We start from the raw sequence: 13,960 nt of genomic DNA on the forward strand, positions 1-13,960 counted from the left end.
GCCACTTGCCTGCCGCATAGGCCAATTGGCTGACTCCCACACGATTACCGACCTTGGGTCACGGGCAGACGTCGGGGTATGGGCTGGACGCACGACTTCACTGACGAAGCACGCAACCGCCGCTCCACCGCGACAGCCGGTGTGGGCACTCACGAGGGGGGCGGCCCTCAGGGCCGGCTGCACGATGCGCATGACCTTCACCATCCCCGGACCCATCACCGGCTCGGGATTCCGCGCATTCTCCGCCGTCGGGCCCGCTGGGTCTCGGCGCGGCTGCGTCACCCGCGCAACTGATCGCGGAGATGACTCAACGGCACTCTGACAACGGGCCGCCCGCTCCGGCTCACCGACCGCACCACGAGATCCGGTCGGTCAAGGGGCGGCGGCTCCGGCCGTCGGAGGGCGACAGTCCGGCAGCCGGCGGCGAAGGCTCCGGCGGACAGGCCGGCCGGTGGCGGCCGGGACTCAGAGCGCGCAGCCCTGGCTGTCGACCTGCTGGTTGGCGGTACGGCCGCGTGCGATGTCCGGGCGGATCTCGTCCGCCGTCAGCGCGTAGCCGGTGTCCGGATCATCGAGCGATTTGGCGAACACCACTCCGTACACCTTTCCGTCCGGAGTGAGCAGCGGCCCGCCGGAGTTGCCCTGGCGCACGGTCGCGTAGAGCGAGTACACATCACGGCGCACGGTGCCCCGGTGGTAGATGTCCGGGCCGTCGGCGTCGATGCGACCCCGTACGCGGGCGGAGCGCACGTCATAGGCGCCGTTCTCCGGGAAGCCCGCGACGATGGCGCTGTCGCCCGACTCCGCGTCGTCGTCGGTGCCGGTGAACTTGAGCGGCTCGGCCCGAAGGTCCGGGACGTCCAGTACGGCGATGTCGCGCTGCCAGTCGTAGAGGACGACCTTCGCGTCGTACAGCCGTCCCTCGCCGCCGATCTGGACGGTCGGCTCGTCGACGCCGCCGACCACATGGGCGTTGGTCATCACGCGGCGGTCGGAGAAGACGAAACCGGTGCCTTCGAGGGCCTTGCCGCAGCTCGGGGCCATGCCCATGACCTTGACGATGGACTTCTTCGCGCGGGCGGCGACGGGGCTGCCGGCCAGGGCCGGGTCCGGGGCCTTGACGTCGGTGATCGGCTCGTTGGCGAAGGGGCTGAAGACCTGCGGGAAGCCCTTCTGCGCGAGGACCGAGGTGAAGTCCGTGAACCAGGTGGACGCCTGTCGGGGCATCACCCGGGAGACGCCGAGCAGGACCGAGGAGCTGCGGACCTCCTTGCCCAGCGTCGGCAGCGACGTACCGGCGAGCGCGGAACCGATCAACCAGGAGACCAGCAGCATCGCCACCACGTTGACGAGTGAGCCCCCGGTGGCGTCCAGGGCGCGCGCGGGCGACCAGGTGATGTACCGGCGGAGTCTGTTGCCCAGGTGGGTGGTGAATGCCTGGCCGACCGAGGCACACACGATCACGATGACGACCGCGACGATGGCGGCCGTGGAGGAGACCTCGGACCCGTCGGTCGCCCGGTCCCAGATGAGCGGCAGGAGGTAGACGGCGACGAGTCCGCCGCCCAGAAAGCCGATCACCGAAAGGATGCCGACGACGAAACCCTGGCGGTAGCCGATGACCGCGAACCACACGGCGCCGACCAACAGCAGGATGTCCAGCACGTTCACCGTCTATAGCCTCGCAGATTCGTCACCTGGCCCGTCCGTACGACGGGGTCCGGGCCGGGCCCGGAACAGCGCAGCAGGTGGGGTCAGCCTGTCATGCACGCCAGTCGAGCGGCACCTGCTTGGCCCGGTCCCACGGGCGTTCCCACCCGGCGTAGTGCAGAATCCGGTCGATCACGCCGGCCGTGAAACCCCAGACCAGGGCAGATTCGACCATAAACGCCGGTCCTTGGTGGCCGCTCGGATGAACTGCCGTCGCCCGGTTGGCCGGGTCCGTGAGATCCGCCACGGGAACCGTGAAGACACGGGCGGTCTCGGCCGGGTCGACCACCCCGACCGGGCTGGGCTCCCGCCACCAGCCGAGTACGGGGGTCACGACGAAGCCGCTGACCGGGATGTACAGGCGGGGCAGCACGCCGAAGAGCTGGACGCCCCGCGGATCGAGCCCGGTCTCCTCCTCGGCCTCCCGCAACGCGGCCCTGAGCGGCCCGGTCGTCGCCTGGTCGCCGTCCTCGGGGTCCAGGGCGCCGCCGGGGAAGGACGGCTGTCCGGCATGGGAACGCAGGGAGCCGGAGCGCTCCATCAGGAGCAGTTCGGGACCGCGCGCCCCGTCACCGAAGAGGATCAGGACGGCGGACTGCCGTCCCGCGCCGCTCTCGGGTGGCAGAAAACGGCTGAGCTGCTGGGGGCGCACGGTGCGCGCCGCACCGGCGACGGGGTCGAGCCAGCCGGGCAGACCGTCGCTGGTGACGGCCATCGCACTGTCGGTCATCGTGCTGACGGCGGACTTCGTGCGCGGACCGTGAGCCACGTCCGGGCCGTGCGCCGTCCCTGGGCCGTGCGCCATGTCCGGGCCGTGCGCCTCGTCCGGGCCGTTTCCTGTGCCCGGTCCGTGCTCTGTGCCCGGCCCGTTCGCCGTGCGCGGCGCGGTCCGGGTGTCCGGTGCGGGCGACGCACCCTGCGTGTGTGTCGTGCTCTGTGCGTGCGTCATAGGCACCCCCGTCGCTTTACAACGCCTGTCGTCGGCCATTTCGTTCCGAGCCATTCCGTGGGGAGGGTGCTTTCCTCATGTGGCGCTGCCCGTCGTACGGCGCCGTCTCCCCCGCGGGCCCGTCTCCCGTGCCGCTCCGTCACTCATTCGGCCCCCAGAGCGGGCGCGGGCTTGCCCGGGTAGTCCGCGGGCGGGCTGAGCCGCTGGCCCGGATAGCCGCCCATCTCGTACTTCAGGAGCTTCCTGGCCTTCTCCGGGTCCGTCTCGCCCTCACCGTACGAGGGGCAGAGCGGGGCGATCGGACAGGCGCCGCAGGCGGGTTTGCGGGAGTGGCAGATCCGGCGGCCGTGAAACACCACCCGGTGCGAGAGCATCGTCCACTCGCTCTTCGGGAAGATCGCGGCGACATCGGCCTCGACCTTCACCGGGTCCTCCTCCTCGGTCCACTTCCAGCGGCGGACGAGTCGGCCGAAGTGGGTGTCGACGGTGATGCCGGGGACACCGAACGCGTTGCCGAGCACCACGTTGGCGGTCTTGCGGCCGACACCCGGCAACGTGACGAGGTCCTCCAGGCGACCGGGGACCTCACCGCCGAAGTTGTCCCTGAGAGCCGCGGACAGGCCGAGCAGCGACTTCGTCTTGGCCCGGAAGAAGCCGGTCGGCCGGATGATCTCCTCCATCTCCTCCGGGACGGCCGCGGCCATGTCCTCGGGAGTGGGGTAGGCGGCGAACAGCGCGGGAGTGGTCTGGTTGACCCTCAGATCGGTGGTCTGAGCGGACAGCACCGTGGCGACCAGAAGCTCGAAAGGGTTACGGAAGTCCAGTTCGGGGTGGGCGTACGGATAGACCTCGGCGAGCTCGCGGTTGATCCGGCGGGCCCGGCGGACCATCGCGAGGTGCGATTCCGGTTTCGGAGGCTTGGAGGTTCTGGAGGTCCCGGAGCCCTTGGTGGTCCTGGAGGTCTTGGAGGTCTTCGGCTTGGCCGACTTCGATGGGGCCGACCTCGATGGGGCCGACTTCTGCGCGGTCGCGTTCGGTGTGGTCGTTCCGGCCTTCGGTGTGGTCGCCTTGGCTGTGGTCGCGTTCGGTGCGGTCGTCTTCACTTCGGGCCTCCCGGCCGGCTCCGGGCCAACGCCCCCAGCGGGGCCTTTTGCGGCATTTTTCGAGCGCCGAGCGAGATGTTCGCCCACAGCGGAATTGCGGCTTTCCGGCACCCCATCAGCCCCCTTGGCCTGCGCTCTCACCGGCATTCTGGACACCCGGCCAGCCTAGAGCCCGCCACTGACATCCGCCCCGGTCACCGCGTATCCACGCCCGATCGGCCCCCTGCCGTAGGGTCCGGCACGCCCGTGCGTCAAACTGGTTTGTGATTGATCGCACTGTTTTACCGTCCGGCATGATGGGGACCACGGTTCCCTGAACAGGCCGACAAGGAGAGAACTCGTGGACGACGTTCTGCGGCGCGCCCCGCTTTTCGCGGCGCTCGATGATGAGCAGGCCGCGGAGCTCCGCGCCTCGATGAGTGAGGTGACCCTCGCGCGCGGCGACGCGCTCTTCCACGAGGGCGACCCGGGGGACCGCCTGTACGTGGTCACCGAGGGCAAGGTGAAGCTCCACCGCACCTCCCCCGACGGGCGCGAGAACATGCTGGCCGTCCTCGGCCCCGGCGAGCTGATCGGTGAGCTGTCGCTCTTCGACCCGGGACCGCGTACCGCGACCGCGACGGCGCTGACCGAGGTCAAGCTCCTCGGCCTCGGCCACGGCGACCTCCAGCCCTGGCTGAATGCCCGCCCCGAGGTGGCCACCGCCCTGCTGCGCGCCGTTGCCCGGCGCCTGCGCAAGACGAACGACCAGATGTCCGACCTGGTCTTCTCCGACGTTCCGGGCCGCGTCGCACGGGCGCTCCTGGACCTGTCGCGCCGCTTCGGCGTCCAGTCGGAAGAGGGCATCCACGTCGTCCACGACCTGACCCAGGAAGAGCTGGCCCAGCTGGTCGGCGCCTCCCGTGAGACGGTCAACAAGGCGCTCGCGGACTTCGCCGGACGCGGTTGGCTGCGGCTGGAAGCCCGTGCGGTGATCCTGCTGGACGTGGAGCGGCTGGCGAAGCGGTCGCGCTGATACGTGCGGCTGCCGCGCTGACACGTGCGCCGTGTCGCGTGCCGATGCGTCGCGCACGGCTGCGTTGCGTGCAGATGTGTCACGTGTGAGGAAGGGCCCCGCCGGACGGCGGGGCCCTTCCTCGCGCGCTGCCGGAGTACGGCACAGCCCTCAGATCAGGCCGTGCTCGGTGAGGTATTCCAGCTGGGCCCGTACCGAAAGCTCCGCGGCCGGCCACAGGGAGCGGTCCACATCGGCGTACACCTGCGCCACCACCTCCGTCGGCGAGCGGTGCCCCGCCTCCACCGCCGTCTCCACCTGTGCCAGGCGGTGCGCGCGGTGGGCCAGGTAGAACTCGACGGCCCCCTGGGCGTCCTCCAGCACCGGTCCGTGGCCCGGCAGCACCGTGTGCACCCCGTCGTCGACCGTCAGCGAGCGCAGCCGCCGCAGCGTGTCCAGGTAGTCGCCGAGCCGCCCGTCCGGGTGCGCGACGACGGTCGTACCGCGGCCGAGAATCGTGTCTCCCGTCAGCACGGCCCGGTCGGCGGGCAGATGGAACGAGAGCGAGTCCGCGGTGTGCCCGGGGGTCGGCACCACCCGCAGTTCGAGCCCTCCGGTGGTGATCACGTCACCGGCCGCCAGCCCCTCGTCGCCCAGCCGCAGCGCCGCGTCCAGGGCCCGCACCTTCGTACGCGTCAGCTCGGCGAAGCGTGCCGCGCCCTCCGCGTGGTCTGGGTGCCCGTGGGTGAGAAGGGTGAGGGCGATGCGTCGCCCGGCCCGCTCGGCCGTGTCGATGACGGCCCGCAGGTGTACGTCGTCGAGCGGTCCGGGGTCGATGACGACGGCGAGATCGGAGTCGGGCTCGGCGACGATCCAGGTGTTGGTGCCGTCGAGCGTCATCGCCGAGGCGTTGGGGGCGAGGACGTTGACCGTACGGGCGGTGGCGGGGCCGGAGAGCACACCGCCGCGCGGCTGTCCCGGCAGTGCGGCTGCGTCGCTCACGCGGCCCCACCTCCCGCGCCCGGGATGTGTTTGGTGAACTCGTCGTGCCCGGGCCAGCTCAGCACCAACTCGTCGCCCTCCAGCCGGGCCTGTGCGAGTACGGGAGTCAGGTCCTGGGAATCCGCCGCCTCCAGGGCCTCGGCGGCCGTCCCGTACGGCCTCAGCGTCCGCAACGTCGACACGGTGGGCGGCATCATCAGGAGCTCGCCCCGGTCGTAGCCGTCGGCCGCCTCCCCGGGGGCGATCCACACCGTACGGTCCGCCTCGGTGGAGGCGTTGCGGGTGCGCTGCCCGTCCGGGAGCGCCGCGACGAAGAACCAGGTGTCGTACCGCCGCGGTTCGAAGGCCGGGGTGATCCAGCGCGCCCAGGCGCCCAGCAGATCGGAGCGCAGCACCAGTCCACGCCGGTCCAGGAACTCGGCGAACGACAGCTCGCGGGCCACCAGCGCCTCGCGGTCGGCCTCCCAGTCGGCTCCGGTGACATCCCCGACGACCGTGTCGACGGCCGGCCCGGCGAGCAGGACGCCCGCCTCCTCGTACGTCTCGCGGACCGCCGCGCAGACGATGGCCTGCGCCTCGGTGACCGTGTCGACGCCGAGCCGGGCGGCCCAGCTCTCCAGGGACGGCCCTGCCCAGCCGATGAGGCGGTCGTCGTCGCGCGGGTCCACGCCGCCCCCCGGGTAGGCGTACGCGCCTCCGGCGAATGCCATGGACGCACGGCGGCGCAGCATGTGCACCACCGGACCGCTTGCGGCATCCGCGCCCACCCGGTCACGCAGCAGCATCACGGTGGCGGCCCGCCGGGGTGTCACGGCCGTCAGCTCTCCGGCGGCGAGTGCCCGGATCCGGTCGGGCCATTCCGGTGGGTACCACTGACCATTGGACATGGCCGGAGGCTATCCGGAAGCGCGCCGATGTTCGAGAGGCCGCCGGGAAGACCGTCGCAGGACCCGCCGTCGCCCGGGGGCGGCCCATGACCCGTGCCCGTTTCGCCCGCGACCGCCGGGGAAGACACCGCAGCACGTCCGCCGTTTCACCCGCGACCGCCGGGGAAGACACCGCAGCGCGTCCGCCCCGGAGCCGAGGACCACTGGCATGGAGGCAGCGGAACGAGTCCCAAAAAAAGGCGAGGCAAAAAGAAGACCCCGCCCGGTCGCATCGACCGGACGGGATCATGATGTCTTCGCGCACCGCGCGGTGACGTCTCAGGCGTCGACCAGCTCGACCTGGACCTCGACCTCCACCGGTGCGTCCAGCGGCAGCACCGCGACGCCCACGGCGCTGCGTGCGTGCACGCCCTTGTCGCCGAGCACGGCGCCCAGCAGCTCGCTCGCACCGTTGATCACGGCGGGCTGTCCGGTGAAGTCGGAGGCCGAGGCGACGAAGCCCACGACCTTCACGACGCGTGCGATCCGGTCCAGGTCGCCCGCGACCGACTTCACGGCGGCCAGCGCGTTGAGCGCGCAGATCTTCGCGAGTTCCTTCGCCTCGTCGGGCGTCACCTCGGCGCCGACCTTGCCGGTGACGGCGAGCTTGCCGTCCACCATCGGCAGCTGGCCCGAGGTGTACACGTACACGCCCGACCGCACGGCCGGCTGGTACGAGGCCAGCGGAGGCACGACGCCGGGCAGGGTCAGGCCGAGTTCGGCGAGCTTCGCCTCGACGGCGCCCGCCACTACGCCTTCTCCCGCTTCAGGTAGGCCACGAGCTGCTCGGGGTTGTTCGGGCCGGGGACGACCTGGACGAGCTCCCAGCCGTCCTCGCCCCAGGTGTCCAGAATCTGCTTGGTCGCGTGCACGAGAAGGGGCACGGTCGCGTATTCCCACTTGGTCATGGGCCGACTGTAATGCCTGGCACGTGCGGTCCCGTGCGTAGCCCGGGGCCGGACTGGTTAGGCTCGAATACGTGAGCAGGTTCCAGGTCGTCAGCGGCAAGGGCGGTACCGGTAAGACCACGGTGGCCGCCGCCCTCGCGCTCGCCCTCGCGACCGAGGGCGGGCGCACCCTCCTCGTCGAGGTCGAGGGCAGACAGGGCATCGCCCAGCTCTTCGAGTCGGAGGCCCTTCCCTACGAGGAGCGGAAAATCGCCGTCGCCCCGGGCGGTGGCGAGGTGTACGCCCTCGCGATCGACGCGGAGCGCGCGCTCCTCGACTACCTCCAGATGTTCTACAAGCTCGGCAGCGCGGGCCGGGCGCTCAAGAAGCTCGGCGCGATCGATTTCGCGACCACCATCGCGCCCGGCGTGCGGGACGTCCTGCTGACCGGCAAGGCCTGCGAGGCCGTCCGCCGCAAGGACAAGCAGGGGCGTTTCGTCTACGACCACGTGATCATGGACGCCCCGCCGACCGGGCGTATCACCCGCTTCCTCAATGTGAACGACGAGGTGGCGGGACTGGCCAGGATCGGCCCGATACACAATCAGGCACAGGCCGTGATGCGGGTCCTGAAGTCCCCGGAGACCGCGGTCCACCTGGTGACCCTCCTTGAGGAGATGCCGGTCCAGGAGACCGTGGACGGCATCGCGGAGCTCCGGGCCGCCGAACTGCCCGTGGGCCGCGTCGTCGTGAACATGGTGCGCCCGCACCTGCTGGACGAGGACGCGCTGCGCACCGCGTCCGGCGGCCGCCGCAAGGAGATCGCGAAGACGCTGACCCGGGCCGGAGTGACCGGTTCCGCAGCCCTCGTACGACCGCTGGTCGAGCAGGCCGCCGAGCATGCCCAGCGGGTCGGTCTGGAGCGCGAGCAGCGTGCCGTGCTGGCCGGTCTCGAGCTGCCGACCGCGGAGCTCCCGCTGATCGGCGAGGGGGTGGACCTCTCCGCGCTGTACGACCTGGCGGCAGAGCTCCGAAAACAGGGCGCAGGGGAAGAGGTGGGTTCATGACCCCGGTCACAGCGGACACGGACGCGGCACCCGGGCTGGACACCGACGCGCTGCTCGACGACCCGGACATCCGGATCATCGTGTGCTGCGGTTCGGGCGGTGTCGGCAAGACCACGACCGCGGCGGCCCTCGGCGTACGGGCGGCCGAGCGCGGCCGGAAGGTCGTCGTCCTGACCATCGATCCGGCCCGGCGCCTCGCCCAGTCGATGGGCATCGACCAGCTGGACAACATCCCGCGCCGGGTCGAGGGCATCGCGGGCGACGGCGAACTCCACGCCATGATGCTCGACATGAAGCGGACCTTCGACGAGACCGTCGAGGCCCACGCGGACGCCGAGCGGGCCCGCGCGATCCTGGAGAACCCCTTCTACCAGTCCCTGTCCGCCGGGTTCGCCGGTACGCAGGAGTACATGGCGATGGAGAAGCTCGGGCAGCTCAGGGCACGTGACGAGTGGGACCTGATCATCGTCGACACCCCGCCCTCGCGCTCCGCGCTGGACTTCCTGGACGCTCCGAAGCGGCTGGGCTCCTTCCTGGACGGCACGTTCATCCGGCTGCTGATGGCCCCCGCGAAGATGGGCGGGCGGGCCGGGATGAAGTTCCTCAACGTGGGCATGTCGATGATGACGGGGACGCTGGGCAAACTGCTCGGCGGCCAGTTCCTGCGGGACGTACAGACCTTCGTAGCCGCGATGGACACGATGTTCGGCGGCTTCCGCACCCGGGCCGACGCGACGTACAAGCTGCTCCAGGCGCCCGGCACGGCTTTCCTCGTGGTCGCGACGCCGGAGCGGGACGCGCTGCGCGAGGCCGCGTACTTCGTGGAACGGCTCGCCGCGGAGGACATGCCCCTGGCCGGCCTCGTCCTCAACCGGGTCCACGGCAGCGAGGCATCCCGGCTCTCCGCCGAGCAGGCGCTTGCCGCCGCAGAAAATCTTGAAGAGACCCGCATTGTGGATCAGGCGGCCGGGAAGGCTGCCCTTTGTGACCCGGCGGTCACCTCTCCCGAAGCCCCCGAACCGCCGCTCTCCCCCGAGCCCGACCCCACATCTGAGCCGTCATCTGGGCCCGCCCCGGAACCCGCCCCGAAATCCGCAGGCGTGCGCGAATCCGAGCGTGACCCGGCATCCGCACCCGACCGCGCTCCCGAGAACGCTCCAGCCGTTGCCCCCGCCGTTCCCGCAGCCCCTGTGGTCCCCGTCGAGGAACTGACCGCAGGTCTGCTGCGGCTGCACGCCGAGCGCATGCAGGTCGTCGCGCGCGAACAGCACACCCGTGACCGCTTCGCCGCGCTGCATCCCGAGGTGCCGGTGACCGAAGTCGCGGCCCTGCCGGGGGATGTGCACGATCTCGTCGGCCTTCGGACCATCGGAGACCGGCTCGCGACCGGCTCCGGTTCGGCCCCGGCCGAATCCGCGTAGCAACGCCAGGACACGTCAGTACCCACGCCACACCCTGGCAGCACGCCACGTCGCCGTGGTGCCGCACCGCGCCCCACCCGACGGCGGGAACGCCGCTCACCGCCATGGCAGGCAGCACCGCACCGGGTGCCGGAAGGAACCTGGTGCCGGAAAACGGAAGCAGTCGTCGTACCTGTCCCTACCCCACAGCGGCGTACGTCTCGTGCAGTTCGTCGTCCTCCAGCCCGATCACCGCGGGCAGGATGCCCGTGGACCGCTCGTACTCGCTGCGAGCGGTCTCCAGCAGTCGACGCCAGGACGTGACGGTGGGCCGACGGCGCAGCAGTGCGCGCCTTTCCCGCTCCGTCATTCCGCCCCACACGCCGAATTCGACGCGATTGTCCAGCGCATCGGCCAGGCACTCGGTCCGCACCGGGCATCCGGTGCACACCGCCTTGGCCCTGTTCTGCGCTGCTCCTTGTACGAACAGTTCATCCGGATCGGTAGTGCGGCAGGCTGCCTGCGCACTCCAGTCGGTTACCCAGCCCATGCCGGCGCCGTCCTCTCCCGAATCGAGGCTCCCCCACGGCGGCAGCGGCATATTCACCGTTGCCAGTTGAGGACGTTACGGAAGGTAGGGACACCACAACACCCCCTTCGGGCCCAATCTTGAATGGTCCGAACGGACTATGCGTACGCGGCAGATCACCCAGGGGAGTGAGGTGAGGACATGCGGGACTATCTCCGCGAAAACGGGACAGTACACCCGAGTTGCAACGGACGTTCCCTGACACACGAGGCGATTTCGGGAACGTCTCGGTGCTTGGTCCAACTGCGCCCCGGCCAGGGAGAGAATGACCGGAAATTGCGCACGGGGCTTGATACGAAACCGGACTGCTGTGACAGTTGTGAGCAGCTTAGGCCAATGCATATACGCCTGTCCGGCAAATGAGAACGTAGGCTGCCCCCATGCCAAAGAAGCGCTCGGGCGGGGGTCTCACGACGACCCAGCAGGCCGCCAAGTTCCTCGGTGTCGCCGCACTCTCCGGAGCTGTGCTGGCGGGCATCGCGCTGCCCGCAGCCGGAGCACTGGGTCTCGCCGCCAAGGGGACGGTCGAGGGATTCGACGAGATCCCTTCCAACCTCAAGACTCCGCCGCTCAGCCAGCGCACCACGATCCTCGACCGCGAGGGCGGTGCGATCGCGACGGTCTACTCGCGTGACCGCACCGTCGTTCCCCTCAAGGACATCTCCCCGTACATGCAGGACGCGATCGTCGCGATCGAGGACTCCCGCTTCTACGAGCACGGGGCGATCGACCTCAAGGGCATCCTGCGCGCGATGAACCGCAATGTTCAGGCGGGCGGAGCGGCGCAGGGCGCGTCGACCCTCACCCAGCAGTACGTGAAGAACGTCTTCGTCGAGGAGGCGGGCGACGACCCCGACAAGGTCGCGGAAGCCACCCAGCAGACGCTGGGCCGCAAGGTCCGCGAGCTGAAGTACGCGATCCAGGTGGAGGAAGAGCTCGGCAAGAAGAAGATCCTGGAGAACTACCTCAACATCACCTTCTTCGGACAGCAGGCGTACGGCATCGAGGCCGCGTCCCAGCGCTACTTCTCCAAGCACGCCAAGGACCTGAAGCTGGAGGAGGCCGCGCTGCTCGCCGGCATCGTCCAGTCGCCGAGCCGTTACGACCCGGTCAACGACACGGAAGAGGCGACCAAGCGCCGCAACACCGTGCTCGCCCGGATGGCCGCCGTCCGCAGCATCTCGCAGGCCGAGGCCGACAAGGCCATGGCCACCCCGATCAAGCTGAAGGTCAGGAAGCCGAAGAACGGCTGCATCACCGCCGTCAGCGGCTCCGGCTTCTTCTGTGACTACGTACGCAAGGCGATCCTCAGCGACCCCGCGTTCGGCAAGACCGACGAGGATCGTTCCAAGCTCTGGAACCTCGGTGGTCTGACCGTCAAGACCACGCTCGACCCCCGCGCGCAGCAGGCCGCCAATGACGCGGCCACCGCGAGGGTCAACAAGGACGACAAGTTCGCGGCGTCGGTCGTGCAGGTCCAGCCGGGCACCGGCAAGATCCTCTCCATGGGCCAGTCCCGCCCCTACGGCCTGGACCAGAAGAAGAACGAGACGGTGCTCAACCTCTCCGTCAGCAACAAGATGGGCGGCAGCACCTACGGCTTCCAGGTCGGCTCGACGTTCAAGCCGATCACCGCTGCGGCGGCGCTGGAGAAGGGCATCAGCCCGGCCACTTCGTTCTCCACGGACTGGAAGCTCTCGGTCCCGATGAGCTCCTTCACCACCTGCTCGGGTTCCACTGCCGGTGGCGGCAACTGGGACCTGCAGAACGAGCTGGAGTCGGAGAAGGGCTCCTGGGACATGACGAGCGCGCTCGGCAAGTCCATCAACACCTACTTCGCGCTGCTGGAGCAGAAGGCCGGTCTGTGCGACACGGTCAAGATGGCGAAGAAGGTCGGCTACGAGCGGGGCGACGGCAAGCAGATCGGTGAGAACCCGTCGATCACCCTCGGCGGTGAGGTGAGCACCCCGCTCTCGATGGCCGCCGCGTACGCGACGTTCGCCAACCGCGGTTCGTACTGCACGCCGATCGCCATCGAGTCGATCACCGACGCCAACGGCAAGAAGATCAAGGTTCCGAAGTCCTCCTGCTCGCGGGCGATGAACGAGCGCACCGCCGACACGATCAACCAGATGCTCAAGGGCGTCGTCGAGGACGGCACCGGTACGCAGGCCGGGCTCAGCGACCGTGACAACGCGGGCAAGACCGGTACGACGAACGACCGCAAGGACGCCTGGTTCGTCGGCTACACCCCCAACCTCTCCACGGCGGTGTGGGTCGGTGACGACATCGGCGAGAAGAGCTCGATGTACAACGTCACCATCGGTGGCCAGTACTACGACAAGGTCTGCGGTGGCTGCCTCCCCGGCCCGATCTGGAAGATCGCGATGACCGGGGCGCTGAACGCCTCCGAGACTCCTTCCTTCAACCCGGTCTCCGTCCCCCGGACGAAGCCGAAGGAGGACAAGGAGAAGGACAAGGGCCGCGACGAGGACGACGACCGCGAGGACGGCAAGCCCGGCGACACCGACCCGTTCCCCGGCATGATCGGCGGCCTCGGTGGCGACTCCCGCGGCAACCACGGCGGCGGAAGGAACGGTCCCTGACCCGTCCGGCGTACGTATGAAGGTGGGGCGCTCCCGGTCACGTCGACCGGGAGCGCCCCACCTTCGTATATACGGGTACGGGCTCCGCCTCCGCCGGGCGTACGGTCGCACGCCCAACGGCGTACGGGGCGAGTCCCCGGCCCGTACGAGACCCGCAGCCCCACCGTCGTACGCCCCACCGTCGTACGGGGCACCGCCGTACGTACGGGAAGTCCGCTCAGCCCGCGAGGAGCTTCTTCACCGCGGCGGCCACCCGGCCACCCTCGGCGAGCCCGGCCACCTTCGGGTTCACGATCTTCATGACGGCGCCCATCGCGCGCGGCCCCTCGGCCCCGGCGGCCTTCGCCTCCTCGACGGCGGATCCGACGATCGCGTTCAGCTCGTCGTCGGAGAGCTGCTTGGGCAGGTAGCCGTCGAGCAGCTCGCCCTCCGCCTTCTCCCGCTCCGCCTGCTCGGCACGGCCGCCCTGGGCGAAGGCCTCGGCCGCCTCGCGGCGCTTCTTCGCCTCCTTGGCGATCACCTTCTGCACCTCGTCGTCGGAGAGTTCGCGCGCCGTCTTGCCGCTGACCTCTTCCTTGGTGATCGCGGTGAGGGTGAGCCGAAGGGTGGACGAGGTCAGCTCGTCGCGCGCCTTCATGGCCGTGTGGAGGTCTTCCTTGAGCTTGGACTTGAGCGTGGTCATGCCGCGATTGTGACAGGTGCGGGCCACCTGCCGCCCGCCGGTTTT

General features: G+C 69.8%; 14 protein-coding genes. 5 read left to right on the top strand and 9 right to left on the bottom strand.

All coding sequences use genetic code 11. From position 1 onward, the window contains the following. Nucleotides 1-78 precede the first annotated feature (78 nt). Nucleotides 79-294: a hypothetical protein gene (locus OG251_RS17820; protein WP_326678121.1), complete on the top strand. Its 216-nt coding sequence runs from the start codon at nucleotides 79-81 to the stop codon at nucleotides 292-294. Between the two features lie 171 nt (nucleotides 295-465). Here the strand turns inward: OG251_RS17820 and OG251_RS17825 are convergent, their stop codons facing one another. The 3 genes from OG251_RS17825 to nth all read right to left on the bottom strand — a co-directional run bounded on the left by OG251_RS17825 (nucleotide 466) and on the right by nth (nucleotide 3,762). Beyond that, the gene (locus OG251_RS17825; RefSeq protein ID WP_326678122.1) at nucleotides 466-1,671 is read right to left on the bottom strand and encodes a MarP family serine protease; all 1,206 of its coding nucleotides are present in this window, start codon (nucleotides 1,669-1,671) and stop codon (nucleotides 466-468) included. Nucleotides 1,672-1,762: 91 nt separating this feature from the next. Then, nucleotides 1,763-2,440, bottom strand: coding sequence for an NUDIX hydrolase (locus tag OG251_RS17830; RefSeq protein ID WP_326681302.1), 678 nt, complete (start codon nucleotides 2,438-2,440; stop codon nucleotides 1,763-1,765). Nucleotides 2,441-2,802: 362 nt separating this feature from the next. Beyond that, nucleotides 2,803-3,762, bottom strand: a complete 960-nt coding sequence (gene nth / locus OG251_RS17835) for an endonuclease III (RefSeq protein ID WP_326678123.1) — start codon at nucleotides 3,760-3,762, stop codon at nucleotides 2,803-2,805. 340 nt (nucleotides 3,763-4,102) lie between these two features. Here nth and OG251_RS17840 point away from each other — a divergent pair, with 340 nt between their 5' ends. After that, a complete protein-coding gene (locus OG251_RS17840) occupies nucleotides 4,103-4,777 on the top strand; it encodes a Crp/Fnr family transcriptional regulator (protein ID WP_014046869.1) in 675 nt (224 codons plus the stop codon). 150 nt (nucleotides 4,778-4,927) lie between these two features. On the opposite strand, the gene OG251_RS17845 is transcribed toward OG251_RS17840, so the two are convergent. The 4 genes from OG251_RS17845 to OG251_RS17860 form a co-directional block, all read right to left on the bottom strand. Then, a complete protein-coding gene (locus OG251_RS17845; protein WP_326678124.1) occupies nucleotides 4,928-5,758 on the bottom strand; it encodes an MBL fold metallo-hydrolase in 831 nt (276 codons plus the stop codon). Next, a complete protein-coding gene (locus OG251_RS17850; RefSeq protein WP_326678125.1) occupies nucleotides 5,755-6,645 on the bottom strand; it encodes an NUDIX hydrolase in 891 nt (296 codons plus the stop codon). Before OG251_RS17850 ends, OG251_RS17845 begins: the two co-directional genes overlap by 4 nt. Before the next feature lie 318 nt (nucleotides 6,646-6,963). Next, nucleotides 6,964-7,434, bottom strand: coding sequence for a RidA family protein (locus OG251_RS17855; RefSeq protein WP_073719525.1), 471 nt, complete (start codon nucleotides 7,432-7,434; stop codon nucleotides 6,964-6,966). Next, nucleotides 7,434-7,592 (bottom strand): DUF4177 domain-containing protein, encoded by a 159-nt coding sequence (locus OG251_RS17860; RefSeq protein WP_003967454.1) that lies wholly within the window; start codon nucleotides 7,590-7,592, stop codon nucleotides 7,434-7,436. The genes OG251_RS17855 and OG251_RS17860 overlap by 1 nt, the downstream gene beginning before the upstream one ends. 71 nt (nucleotides 7,593-7,663) lie before the next feature. Between OG251_RS17860 and OG251_RS17865 the strand changes: the two genes are divergently transcribed. Both OG251_RS17865 and OG251_RS17870 read left to right on the top strand, forming a co-directional pair. Further along, nucleotides 7,664-8,638 (top strand): ArsA family ATPase, encoded by a 975-nt coding sequence (locus OG251_RS17865; protein WP_326678126.1) that lies wholly within the window; start codon nucleotides 7,664-7,666, stop codon nucleotides 8,636-8,638. Next, on the top strand, nucleotides 8,635-10,059 hold the full coding sequence (locus tag OG251_RS17870; protein WP_326678127.1) for an ArsA family ATPase: 1,425 nt from the start codon (nucleotides 8,635-8,637) through the stop codon (nucleotides 10,057-10,059). Before OG251_RS17865 ends, OG251_RS17870 begins: the two co-directional genes overlap by 4 nt. 178 nt (nucleotides 10,060-10,237) lie before the next feature. Here OG251_RS17870 and OG251_RS17875 read toward each other — a convergent pair whose 3' ends face one another. Continuing rightward, the gene (locus OG251_RS17875) at nucleotides 10,238-10,588 is read right to left on the bottom strand and encodes a WhiB family transcriptional regulator (protein WP_015609457.1); all 351 of its coding nucleotides are present in this window, start codon (nucleotides 10,586-10,588) and stop codon (nucleotides 10,238-10,240) included. Between the two features lie 419 nt (nucleotides 10,589-11,007). Here OG251_RS17875 and OG251_RS17880 point away from each other — a divergent pair, with 419 nt between their 5' ends. Next, the gene (locus tag OG251_RS17880; RefSeq protein WP_326678128.1) at nucleotides 11,008-13,233 is read left to right on the top strand and encodes a transglycosylase domain-containing protein; all 2,226 of its coding nucleotides are present in this window, start codon (nucleotides 11,008-11,010) and stop codon (nucleotides 13,231-13,233) included. Nucleotides 13,234-13,450: 217 nt separating this feature from the next. On the opposite strand, the gene OG251_RS17885 is transcribed toward OG251_RS17880, so the two are convergent. Further along, nucleotides 13,451-13,915: a GatB/YqeY domain-containing protein gene (locus OG251_RS17885; RefSeq protein ID WP_073719662.1), complete on the bottom strand. Its 465-nt coding sequence runs from the start codon at nucleotides 13,913-13,915 to the stop codon at nucleotides 13,451-13,453. Nucleotides 13,916-13,960 lie beyond the last annotated feature (45 nt).

This window comes from Streptomyces sp. NBC_01237 (genome assembly GCF_035917275.1).
In the GTDB taxonomy this organism is placed as follows: Bacteria; Actinomycetota; Actinomycetes; order Streptomycetales; family Streptomycetaceae; genus Streptomyces.

What these genes read in the sequence shown, in the direction of transcription:
- OG251_RS17820 (WP_326678121.1), top strand. Translation starts at nt 79, where the DNA reads ATGGGCTGGACGCACGACTTCACTGACGAAGCACGCAACCGCCGCTCC.
- OG251_RS17830 (WP_326681302.1), bottom strand. Translation starts at nt 2,440, where the DNA reads ATGACCGACAGTGCGATGGCCGTCACCAGCGACGGTCTGCCCGGCTGG.
- OG251_RS17850 (WP_326678125.1), bottom strand. Translation starts at nt 6,645, where the DNA reads ATGTCCAATGGTCAGTGGTACCCACCGGAATGGCCCGACCGGATCCGG.
- OG251_RS17860 (WP_003967454.1), bottom strand. Translation starts at nt 7,592, where the DNA reads ATGACCAAGTGGGAATACGCGACCGTGCCCCTTCTCGTGCACGCGACC.
- OG251_RS17870 (WP_326678127.1), top strand. Translation starts at nt 8,635, where the DNA reads ATGACCCCGGTCACAGCGGACACGGACGCGGCACCCGGGCTGGACACC.
- OG251_RS17875 (WP_015609457.1), bottom strand. Translation starts at nt 10,588, where the DNA reads ATGGGCTGGGTAACCGACTGGAGTGCGCAGGCAGCCTGCCGCACTACC.
- OG251_RS17880 (WP_326678128.1), top strand. Translation starts at nt 11,008, where the DNA reads ATGCCAAAGAAGCGCTCGGGCGGGGGTCTCACGACGACCCAGCAGGCC.
- OG251_RS17885 (WP_073719662.1), bottom strand. Translation starts at nt 13,915, where the DNA reads ATGACCACGCTCAAGTCCAAGCTCAAGGAAGACCTCCACACGGCCATG.